20 protein-coding genes are annotated in these 23,168 nt (G+C 43.7%); 12 read left to right on the top strand and 8 right to left on the bottom strand.

Annotated elements, in window-relative coordinates:
* Positions 1-2: 2 nt before the first annotated feature.
* Genes cas7c through cas3 form a run of 4 tightly spaced genes read right to left on the bottom strand, consistent with a single transcriptional unit; the run spans position 3 to position 5,570 of the window.
* Positions 3-884: a type I-C CRISPR-associated protein Cas7/Csd2 gene (cas7c, locus tag IPL34_RS20035; protein ID WP_296843302.1), complete on the bottom strand. Its 882-nt coding sequence runs from the start codon at positions 882-884 to the stop codon at positions 3-5.
* Complete coding sequence (cas8c, locus tag IPL34_RS20030) at positions 881-2,638, bottom strand: type I-C CRISPR-associated protein Cas8c/Csd1 (RefSeq protein WP_296843301.1); 1,758 nt, start codon at positions 2,636-2,638, stop codon at positions 881-883. Before cas8c ends, cas7c begins: the two co-directional genes overlap by 4 nt.
* Positions 2,635-3,306: a type I-C CRISPR-associated protein Cas5c gene (gene cas5c / locus IPL34_RS20025; protein ID WP_296843300.1), complete on the bottom strand. Its 672-nt coding sequence runs from the start codon at positions 3,304-3,306 to the stop codon at positions 2,635-2,637. The genes cas8c and cas5c overlap by 4 nt, the downstream gene beginning before the upstream one ends.
* Positions 3,307-3,329: 23 nt before the next feature.
* Positions 3,330-5,570, bottom strand: coding sequence for a CRISPR-associated helicase Cas3' (gene cas3 / locus IPL34_RS20020; RefSeq protein WP_296843299.1), 2,241 nt, complete (start codon positions 5,568-5,570; stop codon positions 3,330-3,332).
* Between the two features lie 173 nt (positions 5,571-5,743).
* Here cas3 and IPL34_RS20015 point away from each other — a divergent pair, with 173 nt between their 5' ends.
* Positions 5,744-6,682: a lysozyme inhibitor LprI family protein gene (locus IPL34_RS20015; protein ID WP_296843298.1), complete on the top strand. Its 939-nt coding sequence runs from the start codon at positions 5,744-5,746 to the stop codon at positions 6,680-6,682.
* Positions 6,683-6,780: 98 nt separating this feature from the next.
* Entirely contained in the window at positions 6,781-7,416 is a 636-nt protein-coding gene (locus IPL34_RS20010; RefSeq protein ID WP_296843297.1) for a GNAT family N-acetyltransferase, read from the top strand.
* Positions 7,417-7,471: 55 nt separating this feature from the next.
* On the opposite strand, the gene IPL34_RS20005 is transcribed toward IPL34_RS20010, so the two are convergent.
* Positions 7,472-7,696, bottom strand: coding sequence for a hypothetical protein (locus IPL34_RS20005; RefSeq protein WP_296843296.1), 225 nt, complete (start codon positions 7,694-7,696; stop codon positions 7,472-7,474).
* Between the two features lie 185 nt (positions 7,697-7,881).
* On the opposite strand from IPL34_RS20005, the gene IPL34_RS20000 reads away from it, so the two are divergent.
* Positions 7,882-8,589: a class I SAM-dependent methyltransferase gene (locus IPL34_RS20000; protein WP_296843295.1), complete on the top strand. Its 708-nt coding sequence runs from the start codon at positions 7,882-7,884 to the stop codon at positions 8,587-8,589.
* Between the two features lie 72 nt (positions 8,590-8,661).
* On the opposite strand, the gene IPL34_RS19995 is transcribed toward IPL34_RS20000, so the two are convergent.
* Positions 8,662-9,153 (bottom strand): winged helix-turn-helix transcriptional regulator, encoded by a 492-nt coding sequence (locus tag IPL34_RS19995; RefSeq protein ID WP_296843312.1) that lies wholly within the window; start codon positions 9,151-9,153, stop codon positions 8,662-8,664.
* Positions 9,154-9,257: 104 nt separating this feature from the next.
* On the opposite strand from IPL34_RS19995, the gene putA reads away from it, so the two are divergent.
* Positions 9,258-12,989 carry a bifunctional proline dehydrogenase/L-glutamate gamma-semialdehyde dehydrogenase PutA gene (gene putA, locus IPL34_RS19990; RefSeq protein WP_296843294.1) on the top strand — a complete coding sequence of 1,244 codons (3,732 nt, stop codon included), beginning with the start codon at positions 9,258-9,260 and terminating at the stop codon, positions 12,987-12,989.
* A 60-nt stretch (positions 12,990-13,049) separates the two neighbouring features.
* Here the strand turns inward: putA and ugpC are convergent, their stop codons facing one another.
* Positions 13,050-14,129, bottom strand: coding sequence for a sn-glycerol-3-phosphate ABC transporter ATP-binding protein UgpC (ugpC, locus tag IPL34_RS19985; RefSeq protein ID WP_296843293.1), 1,080 nt, complete (start codon positions 14,127-14,129; stop codon positions 13,050-13,052).
* A 37-nt stretch (positions 14,130-14,166) separates the two neighbouring features.
* Entirely contained in the window at positions 14,167-14,955 is a 789-nt protein-coding gene (locus IPL34_RS19980; RefSeq protein WP_296843292.1) for an IclR family transcriptional regulator, read from the bottom strand.
* Positions 14,956-15,065: 110 nt separating this feature from the next.
* Between IPL34_RS19980 and IPL34_RS19975 the strand changes: the two genes are divergently transcribed.
* The 8 genes from IPL34_RS19975 (at position 15,066) to IPL34_RS19940 (ending at position 23,163) form a co-directional block, all read left to right on the top strand.
* Positions 15,066-16,313 (top strand): extracellular solute-binding protein, encoded by a 1,248-nt coding sequence (locus IPL34_RS19975; RefSeq protein ID WP_296843291.1) that lies wholly within the window; start codon positions 15,066-15,068, stop codon positions 16,311-16,313.
* A gap of 33 nt (positions 16,314-16,346) precedes the next feature.
* Positions 16,347-17,279 carry a carbohydrate ABC transporter permease gene (locus IPL34_RS19970; protein WP_296843290.1) on the top strand — a complete coding sequence of 311 codons (933 nt, stop codon included), beginning with the start codon at positions 16,347-16,349 and terminating at the stop codon, positions 17,277-17,279.
* Positions 17,280-17,299: 20 nt separating this feature from the next.
* Positions 17,300-18,148: a carbohydrate ABC transporter permease gene (locus IPL34_RS19965; RefSeq protein ID WP_296843289.1), complete on the top strand. Its 849-nt coding sequence runs from the start codon at positions 17,300-17,302 to the stop codon at positions 18,146-18,148.
* An 86-nt stretch (positions 18,149-18,234) separates the two neighbouring features.
* On the top strand, positions 18,235-19,968 hold the full coding sequence (locus tag IPL34_RS19960; protein WP_296843288.1) for an IlvD/Edd family dehydratase: 1,734 nt from the start codon (positions 18,235-18,237) through the stop codon (positions 19,966-19,968).
* A gap of 21 nt (positions 19,969-19,989) precedes the next feature.
* A complete protein-coding gene (locus IPL34_RS19955; RefSeq protein ID WP_296843287.1) occupies positions 19,990-20,781 on the top strand; it encodes an SDR family oxidoreductase in 792 nt (263 codons plus the stop codon).
* Entirely contained in the window at positions 20,778-21,710 is a 933-nt protein-coding gene (locus IPL34_RS19950) for a 2-dehydro-3-deoxygalactonokinase (protein ID WP_296843286.1), read from the top strand. The genes IPL34_RS19955 and IPL34_RS19950 overlap by 4 nt, the downstream gene beginning before the upstream one ends.
* A complete protein-coding gene (locus tag IPL34_RS19945; RefSeq protein WP_296843285.1) occupies positions 21,698-22,306 on the top strand; it encodes a 2-dehydro-3-deoxy-6-phosphogalactonate aldolase in 609 nt (202 codons plus the stop codon). Before IPL34_RS19950 ends, IPL34_RS19945 begins: the two co-directional genes overlap by 13 nt.
* Entirely contained in the window at positions 22,303-23,163 is an 861-nt protein-coding gene (locus tag IPL34_RS19940; RefSeq protein WP_296843284.1) for an SMP-30/gluconolactonase/LRE family protein, read from the top strand. The genes IPL34_RS19945 and IPL34_RS19940 overlap by 4 nt, the downstream gene beginning before the upstream one ends.
* The last annotated feature ends 5 nt before the right edge of the window (positions 23,164-23,168 follow it).

Genomic DNA, 23,168 nt, shown 5'->3' with positions numbered 1-23,168 from the left:
AACTACCCTATTCTACGTTGTAATTCGACACCATTAGGTAAATGGGCTTCATCCACTGTCACTACATAATCCGCAAAGCTACGCGGTACTTCGACCTGTTTTTCTGCCTTAATACGTTCAAATAGACTATATGCAGGTGCATTACCCAATTTGCCTTCATGTTTGAACACATAAAGCCCGCGTGTAGCCATTTCACCGCGTGCTGCTGAGCGATCATGCTCAAACATTTGAGACAGTGATTGCCATAACAGTTCTAAGTCATCCTCTGAGAACCCAGTTTGATCTGCCAAATGAGCCGATACAAAACCATGCGCCACATATAAACCGTAGGGTACAGTAAATTTACGTCCCATCGTGCGATTGTCACCACCTTGATTTTCTGCCTCTTTTTCAGTAGCCACTGCCATACGAGTAATAGAATGTTCAGAGGCAATTACTGGATCAATCGAGCGAGCAAAGGTGATTTGAACAGGTCCACGTACTTGACCACAATTCACGCCCGTAGACATCACCGCTCCAAAGGTACGCACATCATAAAAATTTTGACACATCCACTGACGGGCTTCCTCAACCTTATCACCACCCTTACGCTTTTTATCATCACCTGCTAATAACTCAGCTCCCCCCGGAATGGCTTGATAGGCTCTTTCATGCTGTTTATTTAAAATGGCTTTTTCTTTGACATAAATTTCATAAGGTGCTTGCTCATTATGCAATAAACCGACGAAGTTACGCACTTTGCGCTTTAAACTGACATCAGTTACTAAGCCTTGTCCTGTTTCTGCATCCACACGTGGCAAATTACCTGCATCAGGATCACCATTAGGATTACCATCTTTTACATCAAATAATAAAACAAAGTCATAACGGTGATTGAGGCTCATTCTGTATCTCCTTGATTATCTGTTGTAGTAACTGAATTAGCAGTAGTCATTGGCTCGGTTTTATTGCGCTTTTTGAAAAAATCTTGGCGTTGGTGATAATAGCCAATCGCAAAACGTCCTTGATCTTTCAGGCTTAAATGACTAGGAAAATCCTGTATTTCGCTTATAATCTCGCCTAAGAGTTTTTCTAGGTTATTAACACGCCCCTTATTATCCATTTTGCTTAAATGATGATTTTTAAGTTTCATTAAAGTAGAGAACACAGTGACCGGAGTAGCAGAAGCCGCACCATAATAACGATCTCGAATCGTCGCATTGAGTCCGTGATTGGCTTCTTCCTGAATTTTTTCTAAAACTGCAAACAAACGCCCTAGGCGATAACCCTGATTAGGGTTTTCAATATCTAATGACACGGTAAGATTCTCCGTAGAAGTAAGACGATTGAGATAAGCTTTAATAAGTGCGGCACGCGCATAAGTGACTTGTTGTTCAGCGCGAATACGTCGAATAGCTGATGACAATAAGGTCTCAGGATAAGGTCTGCCGTCTAAAATACTACGCATCACCTCGCCAGCTAAATTAGGCGGTACATTTTCCGTTTTACCTAATAAAGCAATTGCACGTAGCAGCAACCATAAGGGTAAAAACTCAGGATCACGCTCACTGCGGTCTATTTCCAATAGTTTAAAGTGCTCTACAATACGCTGACTCACCTCACGTACTGTCGCCACATGCCAAAAACGAATACTGATACGGGCAGCATTAGGCGCTAAACCCAAAATATAAAAAATAGTCTCTTCGCCCACAGCAGGTTTACGGCCATATTTTTCTACTGCTTCGTAAACAGCCTTTACAGCCGACGTATTTCGATCTGGGTCATCTTTCGCAGGGCTAGCCCCCCAAATTGCGGCAAAACTATCTTCTAAAGCATCTTCTTTACTTGCCCAAAATACGGTTGAGGCATCCCCTACCTGCATACGCTGATTAGAATCTTTACCTAATAAATGGTTAAGCGCAGTGGTATAAGCAAAGGCAGCTTCTTTACTAACAGGAGCATTAAAACTTTGACTTTTACCGTAAGAGGTAAACGCATCTAAATTAAAAGAAATAATATTCGCCCCTGCTGTTTGTGCCCCCCATACGCCTTTAATAGCGGGGTGCAAACGTTCAATTTCGGCAGTTTCGCCTGTGATTAAACAGGTGGCTTTAGCAGATTCATCATTGGCGCTATTCGATAGCGCATTTTGTACTAAGCGGCTTTGGCACACTAAATAGGGTTGCCCTTGTAAACGAAACGTAAGATTAGGGTTAGTTTTAGTTATTTCTTCCCATAGTGGCTGTTGCGCTAGGACACTATGATCTAATTGCTCCAAAAACTGAATAACAGCATTAATACCCTTATCTTTATCTGCTAAATCCAAAGCTCTGATTTTCTCTAAAAAGGCAGCTTGCTGTTCTTTAACTCGCTCTGGTTTGCCTTTGGTATCAACGCCTAATACATACTCGGCATTATCCCACAGTAAATTAGCAGCAACGCCAGAGGTCTTTTTTACCCCTTGAGTTACTCGCTCGGCTTTCGCCCGTTTCTTTTTATTTTCAATGAAGCGAGTATCTTCGATTTGGTTTAGGCTACCATCCTCGCGTAGCTCTAAAATGAAAGGAATTTCTTTGTATTCAAAGCCAGCCGGAGCTAGTGCGGACTCTGGATCTTGGGCTTTGCGTTGGTAATAGTCATATAAGGCTTGCAAGATCATCCGCGTATCTCCTCACTATCTCCAGCAGGCACTATTAGAACACCATCCTGCAAAGTGGCTTGGAAAAAACGCGGCGTAGGATTTTCAATATCGGAAAAATCTATGTCGTATAACATCCAACCTAATTCACGTTTTCCTATTAACTCTTGAGGCTTTTCAATAGGCTCATCGGAATCAACCAAGCGAAAAGCACAGGAAAATTCGCGTGTACCTAAATAGGGCTGATTGAAGCACTGCCCTTTACTGGCGCGACGTTTAAACATTTCGGCAAATTTGACGGTAGTATTATCAGAATCAGGGCTTAGCAACTCAAAATCAGCATATAAACGATAACGTACATCACGCAAAAATAGTCCCGCCCGTTGTTGGCGATCTTCTTCAATGTATAAACCTAAATGCCCCTTACCCTGCTTCATGGCGGATTTCACGGCTCCCGCTGGAATTACACTGGCAACTTCATTACGCCGCAAACTCATCCAGCGAATCGGTTTGAGTACTTCGATCCTACGTATATGCCAACGAATCGCAGGCTTCCAAAGAATGGCTTCAAACACCGCACGAGCGGCTGAAGGGGTTATAACATCATAGGATACGCGCTCTACTTTCATTTCAGGACGAGTGAAACAAGCAAAGTCGCCCGACACCTCTAAACAAAAGCTATAACTCATGACCACCTCCTCCCTATTAACTATTACCAAACTAAATCCTCAGGATCTAATTGCAAAGGATCACTCATTAAACCCAGCTTTGAGTCATAAATCCCTGCCGTCACTAACTCATACACCCCAGCCAAGCCCGTGAGTTCTCGAATATCACCTGCTTTTAATAAGCGGTTTTTTTCCTGCTCACGGAGGGTGACGGTATAGCGTTGCAATTTACGCATCAACCAGCGTGAAGCGCCCAAGATTTTGAGCTGTTCAATTAACTTTGCACCTTCACCATAAGTCACTAATACGGGATAACCTTCATCTTTAATCAAACGAAAACGACTCGCCGCAGTACGAAATTGGATTTTGAGCTGTTGAGCATCTTTAGTCAGAAGCTCCTCAATACCTTGCTCATCGCGTGATGGGGTTTTAGCGTAATAGTGTTCAAAATACGTTTTAAAATGGCGGTAATATAAGGGTGGCTCCGTAAAAAGCGGCAATAAACTCTTACTCACATTAGCAGATAAGCCCAAATGCCCTTTGAGCTTATGATTATTAGGAGGTACAAAGACAACGACTTTACCCTTGGCAGATAACCCTTCACGATTACAACGTCCTGCGGCTTGTGCAATTGAATCTAGGCCTGCCAAAGCGCGATAAACCACCGGAAAATCAACATCAACGCCCGCTTCGATTAATTGTGTACTCACCACGCGCAGCGGTTGATTAGCTTTAAGTTTGGCTCGAATCGCTTGCAATTTTTCTGAACGGTGCGCCCCGCATAAATTTGTACTGAGGTAATAGGTATCAACAGGAAGTAAGCGACACAATTCAGCCGCTTGGTTTTTAGTATTCACAATCACCAATACAGTCTCATGTTCAATCACCTCCTCTACAATAGCCTCCCAACTGCGCTCAAGGCTTAGATCATCTGGTATCGCTACTGTAACGCGCTCTAAATCCTTAAATAACTGCTCACAATTAGGAATAATTTCAGTTACTTGATTAGATTCAAACCCTTTTAAAATAGGTTTGTTAAAAGGATCATACAGGCTTTGCAGTGCAGGCTGTGTAGCAGTAGATAATACAAACGTCACACCATAATGCGCTACCAAGCTTTTCATCACACTTAAAATCGGATTCAGAAATGCAGGCGGTAATAGTTGCGCTTCATCTAGCACAATCACGCTATTGGCTAGATTATGCAGTTTACGACAGCGGCTAGTGCGACTAGCAAATAGGGATTCAAATAATTGCACATTAGTCGTGACTATAATGGGTGCATCCCAATTTTCAGATGCTAAACGACTCTGTGCAGTTTCACGTTCGGGGTTAATCACATCTAAATTACTATGATGCTCAATAACACATTCCCCAAAAATTGAGCGATAAATGCTAGCAGTCTGCTCAATAATGCTAGTAAAAGGAATAGCATAAATAACACGCTTTTTTTGATATTTGACCGCATGTTCTAGGGCGAACGCCATGCCTGATAAAGTTTTTCCACCGCCTGTTGGTACGGTGAGAGAAAAAATGCCACTAGGCTGTTGGGCAGCAATTCGACACTGTAGCAGCACTTGAGTACGTAGCTGATTCACCTTGCTAGGTCGAGATTGTTTAGCAAAAGACTGCATATGCTCATTAAAACGTAGGAGCAATGAAGTTAAATCAGGATACTGCCCACGCTTAGCAAACTGATCTGGCTGCATAAAACGTTCTGTATCCAGAAAATCCGCATCCACAAGGCTAGAAAATAACATTCTAAGCCAGAGCGACCATTCTTCTGGTTTTCCTTTAGGTGCAACTTTAGGCAGACTTGCATCAAGGATAGGTTGAGGGATTCCTACTTGTAAGGCTTTGGCTAAGTATTCAGTTTCATTGAGAATTTCAGCTAACGAACGTCCATCAACTTCATCCGTTTTATACCAATCAGGTAAACCCGAATGATGTCCAGCAATTAAATAGGCGAGTGGTAAACCTAAGTGCTTATGTTGTTTAACCGCATACAGAGCGCCTGCTGCGGAGTGATTAACCTTACCCACTTTCTCAATATGTGCATCAGGCTTATAGCCACTTTTTACCCCAATATAATCTTGAAAAGCAGGATTATACTTACCTAGGTCATGCCAAAGCCCCGCTACATAAGCCCATTCATTACTTTGAAAATCAGTAGCATAGTCAGCCGCTAACTGCGCAACTGCTTGTAAGTGTTCATCTAACCAATGTTCAATTGGCTTTCCCTCGGCATCAAAACGCACATGGGCTATCGGTCGGTCGTTTGGCATAATGTCAAGTTAAGATTAATAATCTATCAAATATAGCCAAATTTCTACGCGCTGCCTATAAGGAAAATTTCACCCAGCCCCTCAATGATTACCAAGAACCATACTCACTCACCACTAGACCCGCTACACTAATAAGGTAACTTTCTAATCTATTTTCACAGTGGGATAGCTATATGAAACAACCTCATCATTCTAAAAAGCTACTATTAATGCTGAGCTTAGCTCTACCTGTAATTACTAACGCCGCCACACCTCTACCTAATGACTATTGCACATGGCTCTACAATCAAGCTTTAGATACCTGTAAAACCGTCAAATCAGCCGATCCATCTTGTGCTAACCCGCACAACCAACTACCTAGCGCTATTGCCCAGGCCTTATTTGCTTTTTCCAATCACCCTAGTTATGTCGCTGCTGCGTTTGCCAATGCTTGCGTGGATAGTTGCAAGAACAATCAAAAACCTGAATATAATACTTTTGCTGTAGCGGTTTGTTCTTACGCACCTAATGAAGTTACCAACACAACGACTAATACTGCCTCCTCTACACCTACTCCCTTACCTATTCAACTCAATGCTGATATTGCCGCCTGTGGTATAGAAAATAATTGGGACTGCCTCAATAACGCCTTGCGCCCCGCTAAAAAACAACTGAATCAAACCTATCAAGCGCTAGCCGCTGCTTATAATGATGCCACTAAAAACATGCAGTTAGACACCGAGCAACGCACATGGCTTGACCAACGTAATCTCAAATGTGGCAAACTAGAGGTCACAACACCCGCTAATACTGCACCCGCCACAACGCAATGTATTTTAGAAGCGCTTGAGCAACGTACTCAGCAATTGTCTCAAACGCTTGCTACCCTTAAAAACCCTAGCATCGCTACCGGCTGGTATCAAAGCACTGCCAAACCTGTCTTGGTGGTACGTGATAAGCCCGATGTTGCTGGTAAAAAAATCGGTACAGTGCCCGATAGAGGCAAAGTTCACGTCCTAACTGCCAAAGTAAAAGCTGACTCTATCAGTGGTCTGAATGGGCATTGGGTGAAAATAGAATGGTTAAGCGGGAGCGGTTACGTATTTGATGGATTTTTAAAACCCTTAGAATGACTATTTTTTTATCTTAATGTATCTCTCGATGATATACTCAGCCTAGTTTGAACAAGGATGTTAACAAGCTGAAGCACTAGCTGCTTTGGTAGATTATTATGCTGAACTCTATTATTGAATATCATCGGGGCTTACCTATTACGCTGCGCTATGAGGCTGCCCTCCTCTACGATCAAGCCTTCGGTGCGAAGATTGCGCGTGCCATTCCTAATCGTCTAAAACGGATTAGTTTATTAGCTAATGGTTTTAATACTTCATTTGCTTTTTGTGCTATTGCAAACGGTCATTTAGTGGGGCTAGTAGGATTTCAAACGGATCAAGGCTCCCTGACTAGTGGTTTACATCAAAAGGCTTTGCAAGCTCATTTAGGCTATTGGGGCGGACGTTGGGCTAATCGGATTTTAAGTTGGTATGAACGTGAAAATACTCAGGGCATTTTATTAATTGATGGTATGGCCGTACATCCTCACTGGCGCGGTCAAGGTATTGGTACTTTGCTACTTAACGAATTACGTGACTATGCTACGCAACAAGGCTTACAAGCGATGCATTTAAATGTGATTAGTAGCAATACTAAAGCACGGCGCTTATATGAACGCTATGGATTTGTCGCTACCCAAACTCATTCGCTGGCTTATTATCGACGCTGGTTGCTCGGTTTTGAGGCGGCTACCACAATGGAGTTTAGGCTAGCTAGTCCTAGCCTAGTATTGGCTAATAATTTTAGTTTCTAGTTAGGTTTGTTATTTCTTAATTATTTAACATAAATATCGTTATTTGCATTAAAATTTAAGGGCGCTGTGTAGGTGCTGGATTAATCGCGCCTACTATTGAGCCAATCAAGCCACTGGTAATGTTAGAAATCGATCCAAACACCAAATTTTGTGTGAGTGGATTATTGAATAGCGAACCAAAGGCATTGGCAAAGATATTTAACGGCAGTGTAATCGGGCTAACGCTATTATTATTGGCTCCAGACAAGCCGCCACGTAAGGTATTGAAAATATTCAACATGATTGCTTCCGCTATAATGATAAATTTATTTTATCCTAAAGCTAATGAGTAGCTAAGTACCCATCAGTATGGATAATATGAACCATTTCTAAGACCAAACGTACTCACACTACCCCATGAGTTACATTTAATAACCTACCACCCTACTCTACTATATACGCCCTTCCAACCCTATTGAGGTAACTATGAAGCTACAAAACCCTGAAGCACAAACTGATTGCAGCGAACTAGCCTTAATGCGCGAGTACTTAGACTTTAATGATGCCACTGTCTTAGAACTAGGCTGTGGCACGGCACGAACCACACGCTTGATTGCTGAAACCTTCCCCATTAAGCAACTGATAGCGGCTGAAGTAGATCACATTCAATTACAAAAAAACCTAGCCAGCGAATTTCCTAGCACCATTACCTTTAAGGACTGGGGTGCTCAGGCGATTGATTTACCGGATAATAGTGTTGATATAGTGCTGATGTTTAAATCATTGCACCATGTTCCAAATAGGTATTTAAAATCGGCTCTGGCTGAAGTAGCGCGGGTGCTGAAATCAGGCGGTAAAGCGTGGATTTTGGAGCCAGTCTATGCCGGTGAGTTTAATGAAGTGATTCGACTCTTTCATGATGAAAAACAGGTACGTGAAGCTGCCTTTCAAGCGATTCAAGAAGCAGTAAAAGAGGGTTTATTAGAATCTGTTACACAAATTTTTTGCAATACTGAAACACGCTTTGCTGATTTTGCTGAATTTGAGCAACGCATCATTAAAGTAACCCATACTCAACATCGTTTAAGTGATGAGCTTTATCAAACTGTTAAACAGAAATTTGCAACGCATATGAGCGCAGAGGGCGTGAAATTTGCTAATCCGATTCGGGTCGATTTATTACGCAAGCGCTAATGACTCCTAAATCACTCCTACTGCTAGCAAGGTCTAGCTATGGATTGCCATCCTATGAGGGTGGCGGAGCCACTATTTCACAATCGCTAGGGGGCTATTTTCTTTCACACTTTCCATCACCACATAGGTTTTAGTGGAGAGTATGGCAGGGTGATTACCAAAAGTTGTACCTAAAAACTGCCGATATTCTTTCATTGTTTTAAAACGCGCTTTCACCAAATAATCAAATCCGCCCGCAATCATATGACATTCTTGAATCGCATCAATTTGCTTTACAAACACCGCAAATTCATCAAAAACATTACGATTCGTGCGATCTAGCGTTATTTCAATAAAGGCTAATAAGTTATAACCAAGCTTATCGGGATTTAAAATCGCGGTGTAACGCTCAATATAACCCTGCTCTTGTAAGCGTTTAACGCGCTCTAAACAGGGAGTAGGTGATAAATTGACTAATTTAGCCAGCTCTGCATTGGTAATTTTGCTATTGCGTTGTAGTTCACGTAGTAATTTACGATCAATAGTATCAAGACCTATCTGAGAATTATCTGTTTTAGTAGCCATCATGTAGCATTTTATAAAGTTAACTAGCGCTATTATAGTGAAAAATGCTGTCATAAGCCTGTTAATCTCGCTCCCATACACCACCTTAGCGGAGAAGTTTCAGTATGTCCTCAGTCGCCCCCTTATCAGCCCTTGCCCAAGCACGTAGCGCTATTAATGCCGCTTGGTTTCGTGATGAAACCGAAGTGGTACAAACGCGCCTCACCCAACATGGTTTAGATCCAGCCGCACGGATTCGTATCACTGAGCGTGCTAGCCAATTCGTACAAACTCTACGCGATGATCCTAATCCTAATTTAATGGAAAGCTTTCTAGCCGAATACGGTCTGACTACTGATGAGGGTGTGGCATTAATGTGCTTGGCGGAGGCCTATTTACGTGTGCCTGATGCGCCAACTTTAGATGCACTCATTCGGGATAAAATCGGTGGGGCGGATTGGGCACGGCATGGGGTGGATTCGGGGTCTATGTTAGTCAATGCCTCCACTTGGGCTTTGATGCTAACGGGTAAAATTTTCCGCGATGAGGAAGCGACGACAGGTATTGCAAGCACCTTGCGCAAAATGATTCAGCGCGTGGGTGAACCCGTAGTGCGTACTGCGGTTGGTCAAGCCATGAAGGTCATGGGGCAACAATTTGTCTTAGGGCAAACCATTGAAGAAGCCTTTAAACGCGGACAGGACATGATTGAAAAAGGCTACTTGCATTCTTTTGATATGTTAGGCGAAGCAGCTCGTACCGAAGCGGATGCACGGCGCTATTTCCGTGCTTATTCCAAAGCGATTACTGCGATTGCTGAACAGGCTCATGCTCCCTATGTGCATGACAATCCGGGGATTTCGGTAAAACTCTCCGCACTTCACCCACGCTATGAAAGTGTGAATCGGGAGCGGGTGATGAATGAATTAGTGCCGCGTGTAGCGTCTTTAGCTGAGCAAGCCCGTAATGCCAATATTGGTTTTAATATCGATGCAGAAGAAGCCGACCGCTTAGACTTATCGCTGGATGTGATGGAAGCGGTATTACGCACACCTGATTTTAAAGGTTGGGAAGGGTTTGGCATTGTAGTACAAGCCTATGCTAAACATGCACTCCCTACTCTGCGCTGGATCAAAGCCTTAGCTAGCGAATTAAAACGTAAAATTGCGGTGCGCTTAGTCAAAGGCGCGTATTGGGACGCGGAAATTAAACAGGCTCAAGTCTTAGGTTTACCTGCCTATCCGGTATTTACGCGCAAAACCTCAACTGATGTTTCGTATTTAGCAGGCGCACGCTTTTTACTTGATAATCGGGATGTGATTTACCCGCAATTTGCCACGCATAATGCCCAAACCATTGCGGCTATCTTAGAAATGGCGGGTGCTAGCCAGGGCTTTGAGTTTCAACGCTTGCACGGTATGGGTGAAGCCTTACATGAATTAGTCCGTACTCAAACCGGTCGCCGCACTCGTATCTATGCTCCGGTCGGAGTACATGAAGATTTATTGGCTTATCTAGTACGGCGTTTATTGGAAAATGGTGCTAACTCGTCCTTTGTTAATCAGCTCCTTAATGAGGAAGTGCCTGTTAGTACTCTGGTACGCGACCCTATTGCAGTCACTGAGGGCTTGGACTCTATTCCCCATCCGCAAATTCCGTTCCCTTTGGAGTTATTCAAAGCTCAAGGGCAACCGCGTTTAAACTCCAAAGGTTATAATATTAATCAACCACTGATGGCAGCAGAGCTGGAGCAAGGGATGCAAACCTTTGCTACTCAACGCTGGGCGGCGGCTCCACTGATTAATGGTCAAGCTATTGAGGGTCAGTCCCACCCTACTTTCAATCCTGCTGTACCCACTGATCAAGTGGGAAGCGTTACCGATGCTAGCGTAGAAAACGTCGAACTCGCCCTACAAACCACGCTGCAAGCCTATCCAAGCTGGCGTGATACTTCGGTCACGCAACGTGCTGCTATTTTGGAAGCTATTGCTGATCAGTATGAAGCGCATCTGGGTGAACTGATGGCGCTATTATCGCGTGAAGCCGGTAAAACCCGCCTTGATGGTGTATTAGAAGTGCGTGAAGCGGTGGATTTTCTACGTTACTACGCTCATCAAGCCCGTGAGCAATTAGCCGCTACACAAGGGCGTGGAGTATTTGTTTGTATTTCTCCTTGGAATTTTCCACTGGCTATTTTCACGGGGCAAATTGCGGCGGCTTTAGTCTCAGGCAATAGTGTAATTGCCAAACCTGCGGAGCAGACACCTCTAATTGCTATGCTGGCAGTACAATTAATGCTCAAAGCTGGCTTACCCGCTGAAGTTATTGCCCTCCTCCCCGGAGACGGCACTGTCGTAGGTGCAGCACTTACCCGTGATCCGCGTATTGGTGGGGTTTGTTTTACGGGATCGACTGATACCGCCATTCTGATTGACCGAGCGATGGCAAAAGCAGGCAATGTTGCAGCGCCTCTGATTGCTGAAACGGGCGGATTAAATGCCATGATTGTGGACTCAACCGCTCTACCTGAAGCAGCAGTGCGCGACATTATTAATTCCGCTTTCCAAAGTGCGGGGCAACGCTGCTCAGCCTTACGCGCTTTATTTATTCAACGTGATATTAAGCCCAAAGTATTAGCCATGTTAGCAGGTGCAACCCAAGAACTACGAGTGGATAATCCTTGGATACCCGCGACAGATGTTGGCCCTGTCATTGACCAAGAAGCTAAACAAACCATTATTGAGCACTGCGCTAAGTTTAAAGCACAAGGCAGAGTTTTATTCCAACATCCCATTGCTGAAACCGCACAAGGGCTATTTGTCGCCCCTACTGCCATTGAGTTAAAGCATTTTGCTGAACTAGAGCGTGAGATTTTTGGCCCTGTATTGCATGTGATTGAGTTTGAAGCATCTGAAATTGATCAAGTAGTAGCACAAATTAATGCGAGCGGTTATGGCTTAACTATGGGCTTGCATACTCGCCTTGATGATCGTATCGAGGACATTACTCGTTCTGCTCATGTGGGCAATATGTATGTGAATCGTAATCAAATTGGTGCAGTAGTGGGCGTACAACCTTTTGGCGGTGAGGGTTTGTCCGGTACTGGCTTTAAGGCAGGGGGCGAATACTATCTACAACGCTTCGTACAAGCACATCAAACGCTTGATCTTAAAGCACTCAGTGGCAACTTCCCCGCTAGTGCTACCACAGTAGCCCCCATAACACCGCAAGTATTTGCTAGTCGAGCTAAAGTAGCTCAACCCCTTTGGGATAAAGCACCTCAAGAGCGCATAGCACTGTTTCATACGATTCTGGATCAATTGCCTAAAGACTGTAATGCACGAGTACGCTCGACTTTAGATCAAGCCTTAGAAGCAATAAACACTGAAAATCAATTACCTAGCCCTACGGGAGAAACTAATCGTTTGACCTTACATGGACGCGGAATTGCGCTATGTTTAGGTGGAGGTGAGGTATCTGAAAGTACCTTAGTGCTGCAAGTACTCCTTGCCCTAGCCACAGGTAATGCAGTCGCCGTACCTAATACTCCATTCGCGCAACGCTTAGTCGGCGTATTACACCAAGCAGGTATTAATAAAGATTTAGTCGCAGTAGTGGAGCTAGGTAGTGAAGAGGCTTCTAGTATTCAATCTTTCCCTCAGTTAGCCCTTGTCGCATTAGAGGGAGATAGCATTACTCTATTGCCTATTCGTCAAGCATTAGCCCAGCGCTCTGGAGTACGGGTACAATTAGTGCAACTGAATGAAGGCTGGCAACGTTTTTGTGCTGAACGGGTAGTGACCATTGATACTACGGCATCAGGGGGTAATGCTTCATTATTAACAATGGCGGCTTAAATTAAGATAGAAATCTAGCGGGCTGGAGTCGCTTTACTTGAAGTGCTCCAGTTAGCCAATTCAGCGCACTCTTAGACCCTGAGGATCAAATAAATAGGCTTGCTTAGGATTAAAGCCTATTTGAATAGTATCGGTGCTGCTAGTTTGACGATCTTTGCGTGCTTCAATCACTATTGACTCTCCGGCTTGCGATTTAGCATATAAATATGATGTTCCCCCTAAGTGCTCTGCCACGTCGACTTGTAATTGCATTTGTACTGCACCTTCACTCTCAAAATGCTCTGGGCGAATACCCACTTTATAGCCTTTACCTAAAGGAACAGTCTGAGTAAGGGGCAAGCTAAAAGTTATAGTATGATGACCGCTCAATTGTACTGTGGTGGCATTAGGTTCTGAGGCAAGTACTTCGGCAGTTAAAAAATTCATGCTAGGGGAGCCAATAAAGCCCGCTACAAATAAATTATCAGGATCATCATATAAATGTAGGGGCGAGCCGACTTGTTCCACCTTGCCTGAGCGTAATACTACAATTTTATCGGCTAAGGTCATGGCCTCAACTTGATCATGAGTCACATAAATCATGGTTGCGCCTAACTCATTATGCAGCTTAGCGATTTCTACCCGCATAGCGACCCGTAATTCAGCATCTAGATTAGATAAAGGCTCATCAAATAAAAATACTTTTGGCTCACGTACAATGGCTCGCCCAATAGCTACGCGTTGCCTTTGCCCGCCCGATAATTGTTTAGGTTTACGCTCTAATAAAGGCTCAAGGGCGAGAATTTTGGCGGCTTTCAGGGTGCGTGCGGCAATTTCAGCTTTAGGTGTACCTGTCATTTTTAGCCCAAAACCCATATTTTCGCGCACAGTCATATGGGGATAAAGCGCATAGGTTTGAAATACCATCGCTATGCCACGCTCAGCCGCTTCAACATGGGTGACTTCTTGGTGATCAATAAAAATTTGCCCTGAGCTTGTGGACTCTAAGCCTGCAATCATGCGCAATAAAGTGGATTTGCCGCAGCCTGATGGCCCTACGAACACGACAAACTCACCACTTTCAATAGTTAAATCCACCCCTTTAATCACCTGAATCGTACCAAAGGTTTTTTCAACGGCTTTTAATTGCACATTGGCCATGTAGCTTTCCTCCTAGTCAAAAAGCCTGATTTATCTTCTAGGCATAAGGTCCCATACGTGTAGCTAGCTGAGCGCTAATCGCTTGAGCGGTTTCTTTTACCCAAATCTGCCATTGTTCGAGCTGCCCTACTTGTAGCCTAAATACTGGAGCAGTGACTGAAATACCGCCCTGTAGTTGCCCTTTCGCTGAAATAATGGGAGCGGCTACACAACGAATTCCTACTTCATGCTCCTCACGATCTTCTGCATAACCTTGAGCACGGATCTGATTAACTTCCGACACCAATGCAGAAGCATGAGCGAGGGTATGTTCGGTATAGCGCTTAAACTCAATGCGTTTAGTCAGATCATCTAAGTTTTTATCATCCAAAACCGATAACATCGCCTTGCCCACGCCCGTGCAATAGACGGGCGAAGTATTGCCAATCTGCGAATGCATACGCACTGCTTGGCGACTCTCGACCTTATCTAGATACACCACACGCTCTCCTCGCAGTACCGCCAAGTGCACGGTCTCATTAGTTCGGTCATGTAAACTCTTCAAAAAAGGCTCGGCTACTTGGCGCAAACTACTGCGCGACCAAGTGAGCGCTGCCCAATTTAACAGCCTTATTCCTAACTCATAAGTGCCTGTTTCATCATTGAGAGCAATTAAGCCCTCTTCTAAAAGATGGCTAAGTTGGCGATGCAAAGTGCCGCGCGGCTGACCGGATAGATGTAATAAATCAATAAAACGCAAGGGTTCAGGGCTAGTAGCAATCAGGTCTAGCAGTGCTAATGCTTTGCCTAGTGTTCCGGTTTGTATTTCTTTTTTGTGCGCCACCATAAAGAAATTCTCTGCTTGACATGGAAATCATTTTTGCATATTAATTTAACCATTCCAAATAATAAAAATCAATTCCATTATTTGGAACTAAAACACTAGGAGGACATCACATGTTAAGTACACTGAAAAAACTTTCATTGACGGTTGCTATTACTGCTCTAATGAGCATCCCCGCGTGGGCAGGTGAATTAGTGATCAACTACGATGGCTCAGATCCCGCACCTAAAAAAGCTTTTGAAGAAGTCATACAAAAATTTGAAGCGGCTAATCCTGATATTAAAGTGAAATGGAATATCTTTGACCATGAAGGCTATAAAACCTCGATACGTAACTTCTTAACAGCCAATCCACCCGATGTATTTTCTTGGTATGCGGCTAATCGCATGGCTCCGTTTGTTAAAGCCGGATTAGTTGAAGATGTGACTGATCTTTGGGAAAAAGAAGGCTTAAATGATTCTATGGCTTCGGCTGCCGATGCTATGACTATTGACGGTAAGAAATGGGGTGTACCTTATACTTATTATCAATGGGGTATCTATTATCGTAAAGACCTATTTGAAAAGCATGGTATTGCCGTTCCTACTAAATGGGATGAGTTTTTAGCAGCCTGCGCCAAACTCAAAGAGAATGGTATTACACCTATTGCTATTGGAACTAAACAAACTTGGACGACGGGTGGAGTATTCGATTATATCAATATGCGGGTTAATGGTTATCAAGTACATAAGGATTTAACCGCCGGAAAAATCAAATACACCGATCCACAAATTCAAAAAACCTTTGATCATTGGGATCAATTAGTAAAGCCCGGCTATTTCTTAGAAAATCATGCTACTTTTACATGGCAAGAAGCTTTAGCCCCTATGGTGCAAGGTAAGGCGGCTATGTATATTATGGGTAATTTTGCGGTTGCTCCTTTGAAAGAAGCGGGTTTAACTAATGATCAATTAGGTTTTTTCCAATTCCCTGAAATTACCCCTAATATTGAAAAGGCCGAAGATGCGCCCACCGATACCTTCCATATTTCTTCCAAAGCTAAAAATAAAGAAGATGCACGTAAATTCTTAGCCTTTTTAGCCACTCCTGATATACAAACCTCGGTTAATAAAACACTAGGTCAATTGCCTATTAATAAAAATGCCAGTGTCGATGATGATCCCTTTATAAAAGCAGGTTTTGAGATGCTATCTAAAACTAAATATTTAGGGCAATTCTATGATCGTGATGCCGATGCTGAAATGGCCAAAGCAGGCATGGATGGGTTTCAAGAATATATGATTAAACCAGAGCGCCGCGAAGCGATTCTTAAGCAGCTTGATAAAGTACAAGAGAGGGTCAATAGTAAACAAGGAAATTAGCCTTATAGTTGTATTAATAGTAGAAAGCATTAAATGCTTTCTACTTTTGGAGTAGAAATTGATATGACTTCATCTGCTAATACTCAAAAAACCTTTTGGCAACGTAATCGCTTGCTACTCACTCCGTGGCTTTTTTTACTGCCCGGATTAGCTATGTTTTTGCTATATGTTATTTTACCCATTTTTCAATCGATTCTTATTAGTTTTTACGAATGGGATGGTTTAACAGCAGCTAAGTATATTGGCTTGGCGAATTATAGTGAGCTTTGGCAAGACGATGCGTTCTATACCTCATTAAAGAATAATTTAATTTGGTTAATCTTATACATGCTAGCTATTCCAGTAGGGTTAGCAATTGCTTTATTTTTAAATCAAACGGTTTTTGGTATTAGGCTGTATAAGTCCTTATTCTTTTTTCCTTTTGTGATTAGTCAAGTGGTAGTAGGGCTAGTGTTTGCGTGGTTCTATGACCCTAGTAACGGTATTTTAGCTGTGATTTATCACACTTTCGGTGGCAAACCACCTGCCATCTTAGCGGACGAGCGTTATGTCACTTACGGCATTATTGCCGCTGGGCTTTGGCCCCAAATCGCTTATTGTATGATTTTATATTTAACCGGTTTAAATAATGTTGCTCCTGAGCAAATCGAAGCAGCACGCTTAGATGGTGCTAAAGGATTTAGAATGCTTTGGCATGTCATTTTACCTCAGCTACGTCCCGCTACTTTTATTGCAATAGTGGTAACAGTTATTGGAGCATTACGTTCTTTTGATCTGATTTCAATTATGACTCAAGGTGGACCTTATGGGTCATCTAGAGTATTAGCCTATTACATGTATGAAACAGCCCTTTCAGAATATGGCTATCGTATGGGTTATGGAGCCGCTATTGCTGTAGTACTGTTTTTAATAATGATGGTTTATATCTCCTTTTTTCTCTGGCGTATGTACCAGCAAGAAAAATAATCCTATAGGAGTAGCAAGCTATGTTTCCACGCCCTATTGAAAGCTTATCACCTCAAGCGCAGTGGATTTATAAATTATCACTGCCTATAGTATTAATTATTTGGTTATTGCCCTTAGTAGCCGTGCTACTGACTTCTATTCGTGATCCGGGCGATATTACTGCGGGTAATTACTGGGGATGGCCGACTAGCTTTAATTTATTGGAAAACTATTCAGCCGTTTTTAATAACTCCCCTATTGCTCATTATATTTTAAACTCATTTAAAATCACTATTCCTACTGTGATTATTGCTGTAGGTATAAGCTGCATGACGGGCTATGCCTTAGCCATTTATAAATTTAAATACAGTGTATTACTGTTCTTTTTATTTGTGGCGGGTAATTTTGTCCCCTTTCAAATCCTAATGGTTCCGGTACGTGATTTTTCAGTTAAAACAGGATTATACGATACTATTACAGGCTTAGTTTTATTTCATGCAGCTTTTCAAGCTGGATTTTGTACTTTATTTATGCGCAACTTTATTAAAGCACTCCCCTTTGATTTAATTGAGTCCGCACGGGTAGAGGGAGTCAGCGAATTTAAAATTTTCTGGTATGTAGTTTTACCCTTAGTACGACCTGCAATTGCAGCCTTATCGGTATTAATTTTTACTTTTGTATGGAATGACTATTTTTGGGCTACTGTTTTGGTACAAGGTGATAATGCTATGCCAGTGACTGGAGGATTAAAATCCTTAAATGGACAATGGATTGCACAATGGCATTTAGTATCGGCTGGTTCTATCATAGCTGCGCTTCCTCCAGTAGCTATGTTCTTTTTAATGCAAAAACATTTTATTGCTGGCTTGACCCTAGGAGCAGTTAAATAAATGCAACAGCTATTCAATCTAAAACATAATCTATTTAAGTCATGCTGCCTCTTTAAAAGCACTAACAGCTTGGCGAGTATAACAATATGAGTACTGATAACACGAATAAACCCGTATTACGTAGTCGCCACTGGTATGGCAAAACGGATAAAGATAGTTTTATTCATCGCTCTTGGATGAAAAATCAGGGTTTCCCTGATCATGCCTTTGATGGTCGTCCGGTGATTGGTATTTGCAATACTTGGTCAGAATTAACGCCCTGTAATAGCCATTTACGTACTCTAGCCGAGGGTGTTAAACGCGGGGTTTGGGAGGCTGGAGGATTTCCGGTTGAATTTCCGGTGATGTCTTTAGGGGAAACTCAAATTCGCCCCACCGCCATGTTGTATCGTAATTTGCTTTCAATGGATGTTGAGGAGTCGATTCGTGCTTATGGCATGGATGGCGTGGTATTGCTGGGTGGCTGCGATAAAACTACGCCGGGGCAACTGATGGGCGCAGCTTCGGTGGATTTACCCACTATTGTTGTGTCATCAGGACCGATGTTGAATGGTAAATGGCGCGGCAAAGATATTGGCTCTGGTACAGATGTATGGAAATTTTCCGAGGCGGTACGGGCGGGTGACATGTCGATGTCTGACTTTATGGCGGCTGAAAGCGGTATGTCACGCAGTCCGGGGGTCTGTATGACGATGGGTACTGCTTCAACGATGGCGTCATTGGTCGAGGCTATGGGTTTAAGTCTACCGCATAATGCAGCACTACCCGCCGTCGATGCGCGGCGTATGGCCTTAGCCCACATGACCGGAAAACGCATTGTGGCAATGGTCCAAGAAGATCTGCGCTTAAGTAAGGTACTGACTCGTGCAGCCTTTGAAAATGCCATTGTTACTAATGCCGCTATTGGTGGCTCCACTAATGCAGTCGTACATTTACTGGCAATTGCAGGACGAGTAGGAGTGCCCTTAACTCTAGATGACTTTAGTACCTATGGCGCTGATGTGCCGTGTCTAGTGAATTGTATGCCCTCAGGTCAATATCTAATGGAAGACTTTTGCTATGCCGGAGGGATTCCAGCCCTACTTCATAGTATTCAACATTTATTGCAAGGTGATGCTCAAAGCGTCATGGGCAAAGCGATTAGCACTTATTGGCAAGAGGCAGAAAACTTTAATCCCGAAGTGATTCGCCCCCTAGATAAGCCTTTGCGTACTGCGGCGGGGATTCGAGTGCTCAGAGGTAATATTGCGCCACGCGGAGCCATTATTAAACCGTCCGCTGCGAGTGAACATCTATTACAGCATGAAGCTGAAGCCTATGTTTTTGACAGTATTGAAGACCTGAAAGCTAATATTGACCGCCCTGATTTGCCTGTAGATGCCAATACAATTTTACTACTCAAGGGCTGTGGCCCTAAAGGCTATCCGGGCATGGCAGAGGTGGGCAATATGCCCATTCCGCGTAAATTAGTTGAACAAGGCGTGCGCGATATGGTGCGTATCTCGGATGCACGTATGTCGGGCACTGCATTTGGCACGGTGATTTTACATGTTACGCCGGAAACTCAAGCGGGTGGCCCCTTGGGGATAGTTCAGACCGGAGATCGGATTCGCATAGATGTATTGAACGGCGAGCTGAATTTATTAATTAGTGACGACGAGTTACAGCAACGCTTAGCTCATTGGCAACCACCCGCCCTTCCCTTTACGCGCGGCTATTACAAACTCTATATCGATCATGTCATGCAGGCCGATACTGGCGCGGATTTAGACTTTTTGGTAGGACGTAGTGGCAGTGAAGTCACCCGTGAATCGCACTAATGTGTTGGACTAGGAGGTTTTATGACTACTCACCTTTCTTCGGGTACTCCTGCTAGTACCTTTGCCGATTTGCGTGGAGCGAGCGTATTTATTACGGGGGGTGGCTCAGGCATTGGAGCTGCTTTGACCGAAGGTTTTTTACAACAAGGCGCTAAAGTCGCTTTTGTACAGCGCACGGATGCGAGCGAGTTTTGTAATCTCATGGAAGCTAAATACGGGATAAGACCCTTATTTATGCTATGCGACATTATAGATATTGAGGCTCTAAAGGCAGCAATGCAACAAGCGGTTGAGGCTCACGGTACGATTAACGTACTGATTAATAATGCAGCGGTTGATAATCGTCATAGTTTGCAAGACTATTCTGTAGCCGATTGGGATCAGTCACTCAATATTAATCTGCGCCCCCACTTTTTTACTGCGAAATGGGTAGCTCAAGGTATGAAAGCAGCGGGGGGTGGCTCTATCATTAATCTATCCTCTATTTCTTACCTGATGGGTAACGCGGGATACCCTGCTTATGTAGCAGCTAAGGCAGGCATTGTCGGTTTAACTCGCGGTTTAGCGCGTGAATTAGGCATAGATAATATTCGTGTTAATGCACTACTCCCCGGCTGGGTAATGACTGAGCGGCAAAAAGAATTATGGGTCACGCCAGAGGCTTTAGATGAGCATATTAATAAGCAATGCTTGAAAACAGTATTACAGCCTGAGGACATGATTGCCCCTACCCTATTTTTAGCTTCCGAGGCTTCACGAGCCATGACGGGGCAAGCGCTAGTGGTCGATGGCGGTGTAGTGGTGACAGGATGAGTACCTCAATACCTACTATGACTTGGATTGCAGTGGATTGGGGCTCTTCTTGTTTGCGCGTATGGGCTATGGATGCTCAAGGCAAAGTACTAGAGACCAAACAAAGCCCACAGGGAGCCAATACCCTACAGAGTCATGAGTACGAAACAACGCTTTTAAACCTGATCGAGCCTTGGTTAGTGAATCACCAAGCTATTCCGGTATTAATTGCGGGTATGGCAGGTTCGCGCCAAGGTTGGCAAGAAGCCAAATATTTAAACGTACCTTGGTCTTGGGCAAAGCAGGCACAATCAACCTTTATTGTCACACAAGACCCTCGTATTCAGGTCTATATTCTTTCCGGCTTAAAACAACTTAATCCACCCGATGTCATGCGCGGTGAAGAAACGCAGGTCATAGGCCTATTGACGCAACAACCTGATTTTGACGGCGTGGTCATTTTGCCCGGCACTCATTCTAAGTGGGTAAGGTTACAAGAAGGTGTGATTCAAGCGTTTCATACCTGTATGACGGGAGAATTATTTCAACTGCTTTCTGAGCAATCGATGCTGCGCCACTCTGTCACTACGCAAACATGGGCGGCTGAGGCTTTTGATGCTGCTTTTTTAAGTGCTTTAGCACAACCAGCGCAACTGAGTTATCAACTTTTTAGTTTACGCGCTGAGCATTTATTACTGGACACCAAAGCGGAGACTTTACGTACTAAGCTTTCTGCTTATTTATTAGCGTTAGAAATGGCAGCCATGCAGGAACAAGGTTTTATACAGGTTGATTTACCTTATGCGCTTATTGGCAACAGTACCCTAGTGCAACTTTATGCCCATAGCCTAAGCCTTTTAGGGGTTAAGGCGACTATTTTTGAGGGCGAGACATTAGTGCAGACGGGCTTATATCGGGCTTATCAGGAGTTAGGTTTATGCGGCAACTAATAGCCATTCTACGCGGTATACAGCCCAATGAAGTACTAGCAGTGGGCGAGTGTTTAATAGCAGCGGGTATTACCCAAATTGAAGTCCCCCTAAACTCTCCTGAACCGTTTAAAAGTATTGAGTTGCTTGCAAAAGCTTTTGGCTCACAAGCCTTAATTGGCGCAGGTACGGTATTGACCCTAGAGCAAGTGGAACATATCCAACAACTAGGTGGGCGCTTAATAGTATCGCCCAATTGTGATCCCGCTATTATTACTCGTACCCGTGAGCTTAATATGGTCAGTTTGCCCGGAGTCTTTACGGCTACCGAATGTTTTGCTGCCTTACAAGCGGGGGCTAATGGCTTAAAGTTTTTTCCAGCGTCTTTACTAGGTTTGAGCGGCTTGAAAGCTTTAAAAGCGGTACTGCCTCCAGAGGCTCAATGTTTCGCTGTCGGCGGGGTGGATGCATCTGATTTTTCAGACTGGCTGAGAGCAGGTATTACGGGCTTTGGTATAGGAACCGCTTTATACCGTCCCAGCGATAGCTTGGATACTGTTAAACAAAAAGCGGCTTTATTAGTTCAAGCCTATGACCAAGCGCGAGGCAGCCTATGAGTGTGACTGTTTTTCAGGACTGCCATTGCCAATTAGGTGAAGGCACATTAGGTACAGAAGATACTCTGTATTGGTTTGATATTTTAGCCCAACGTTTCTATTGCTGTGATCTGGCGACTCGTTCAGTGCAAGAGCGTTCATTGAGTGAGTATTTTTCAGCGGCTGCAAAATTACAAAACGGTGGCTTATTACTCGCCTCTGAAACTGGCTTATGGCGCTTAAGCACTTTTAATAGTGAGCTTGAAAAGCTAGCAGACTTAGAAGCAACTAACCCCATGACACGCTCTAATGATGGACGTGCTGATCGTCAAGGTGGCTTTTGGATTAGTACTATGGGCAAACAAGCTCAAGACAAAGCAGGGGCTATTTATCGCTACTATCAGGGTGAAGTCGTACAGCTTAGAGCTAATATTTCCATCCCTAATGCGATTTGTTTTTCGCCCTGTGGTGATTGTGCTTATTTTGCTGACTCTAAATTGGCGCATATTTATCGTTGGACTTTAGATGCAGCAGGTTGGCCTATAGGTGAGCCTAGTTTGTGGGTAGACCTATCGGGCACTTCTATAGAGCCTGATGGTGCGGTGATTGATAGCCAAGGATTTATGTGGAACGCACAGTGGAATGGCTCTAGAGTGGTACGCTATACCCCTGAGGGCAAGATCGATCAGATCATTAAATTCCCAGTTTCACGCCCTACCTGTCCTACATTTGGCGGATCTCACTACCAGACTTTATTCATTAGCAGTGCGATTGGTGATTTGAGTGCTGATGAATTGAGTCAACAACCGCAAGCCGGAGCCATATTAGCCTATCCACTATCTATTGCGGGTTTACCTGAGCCGGAGGTAAAAGTATGAAGCCC

It is taken from the genome of Thiofilum sp., assembly GCF_016711335.1.
Taxonomy (GTDB): Bacteria; Pseudomonadota; Gammaproteobacteria; order Thiotrichales; family Thiotrichaceae; genus Thiofilum.
Note: the sequence above shows the minus strand (reverse complement) of the source record. Positions and strands in the feature narration are given on the sequence as shown.

Coding starts and splice junctions, on each gene's coding strand:
- IPL34_RS20005 (WP_296843296.1), bottom strand. CDS start 7,696: ATGTTGAATATTTTCAATACCTTACGTGGCGGCTTGTCTGGAGCCAAT.
- cas8c (WP_296843301.1), bottom strand. CDS start 2,638: ATGATCTTGCAAGCCTTATATGACTATTACCAACGCAAAGCCCAAGAT.
- IPL34_RS19995 (WP_296843312.1), bottom strand. CDS start 9,153: ATGGCTACTAAAACAGATAATTCTCAGATAGGTCTTGATACTATTGAT.
- IPL34_RS19955 (WP_296843287.1), top strand. CDS start 19,990: ATGACTACTCACCTTTCTTCGGGTACTCCTGCTAGTACCTTTGCCGAT.
- IPL34_RS19945 (WP_296843285.1), top strand. CDS start 21,698: ATGCGGCAACTAATAGCCATTCTACGCGGTATACAGCCCAATGAAGTA.
- IPL34_RS19960 (WP_296843288.1), top strand. CDS start 18,235: ATGAGTACTGATAACACGAATAAACCCGTATTACGTAGTCGCCACTGG.
- IPL34_RS20010 (WP_296843297.1), top strand. CDS start 6,781: ATGCTGAACTCTATTATTGAATATCATCGGGGCTTACCTATTACGCTG.
- IPL34_RS20000 (WP_296843295.1), top strand. CDS start 7,882: ATGAAGCTACAAAACCCTGAAGCACAAACTGATTGCAGCGAACTAGCC.
- IPL34_RS19970 (WP_296843290.1), top strand. CDS start 16,347: ATGCTTTCTACTTTTGGAGTAGAAATTGATATGACTTCATCTGCTAAT.
- IPL34_RS19965 (WP_296843289.1), top strand. CDS start 17,300: ATGTTTCCACGCCCTATTGAAAGCTTATCACCTCAAGCGCAGTGGATT.
- cas3 (WP_296843299.1), bottom strand. CDS start 5,570: ATGCCAAACGACCGACCGATAGCCCATGTGCGTTTTGATGCCGAGGGA.
- IPL34_RS19950 (WP_296843286.1), top strand. CDS start 20,778: ATGAGTACCTCAATACCTACTATGACTTGGATTGCAGTGGATTGGGGC.
- ugpC (WP_296843293.1), bottom strand. CDS start 14,129: ATGGCCAATGTGCAATTAAAAGCCGTTGAAAAAACCTTTGGTACGATT.
- IPL34_RS19980 (WP_296843292.1), bottom strand. CDS start 14,955: ATGGTGGCGCACAAAAAAGAAATACAAACCGGAACACTAGGCAAAGCA.
- IPL34_RS20015 (WP_296843298.1), top strand. CDS start 5,744: ATGAAACAACCTCATCATTCTAAAAAGCTACTATTAATGCTGAGCTTA.
- putA (WP_296843294.1), top strand. CDS start 9,258: ATGTCCTCAGTCGCCCCCTTATCAGCCCTTGCCCAAGCACGTAGCGCT.
- IPL34_RS19940 (WP_296843284.1), top strand. CDS start 22,303: ATGAGTGTGACTGTTTTTCAGGACTGCCATTGCCAATTAGGTGAAGGC.
- cas5c (WP_296843300.1), bottom strand. CDS start 3,306: ATGAGTTATAGCTTTTGTTTAGAGGTGTCGGGCGACTTTGCTTGTTTC.
- IPL34_RS19975 (WP_296843291.1), top strand. CDS start 15,066: ATGTTAAGTACACTGAAAAAACTTTCATTGACGGTTGCTATTACTGCT.
- cas7c (WP_296843302.1), bottom strand. CDS start 884: ATGAGCCTCAATCACCGTTATGACTTTGTTTTATTATTTGATGTAAAA.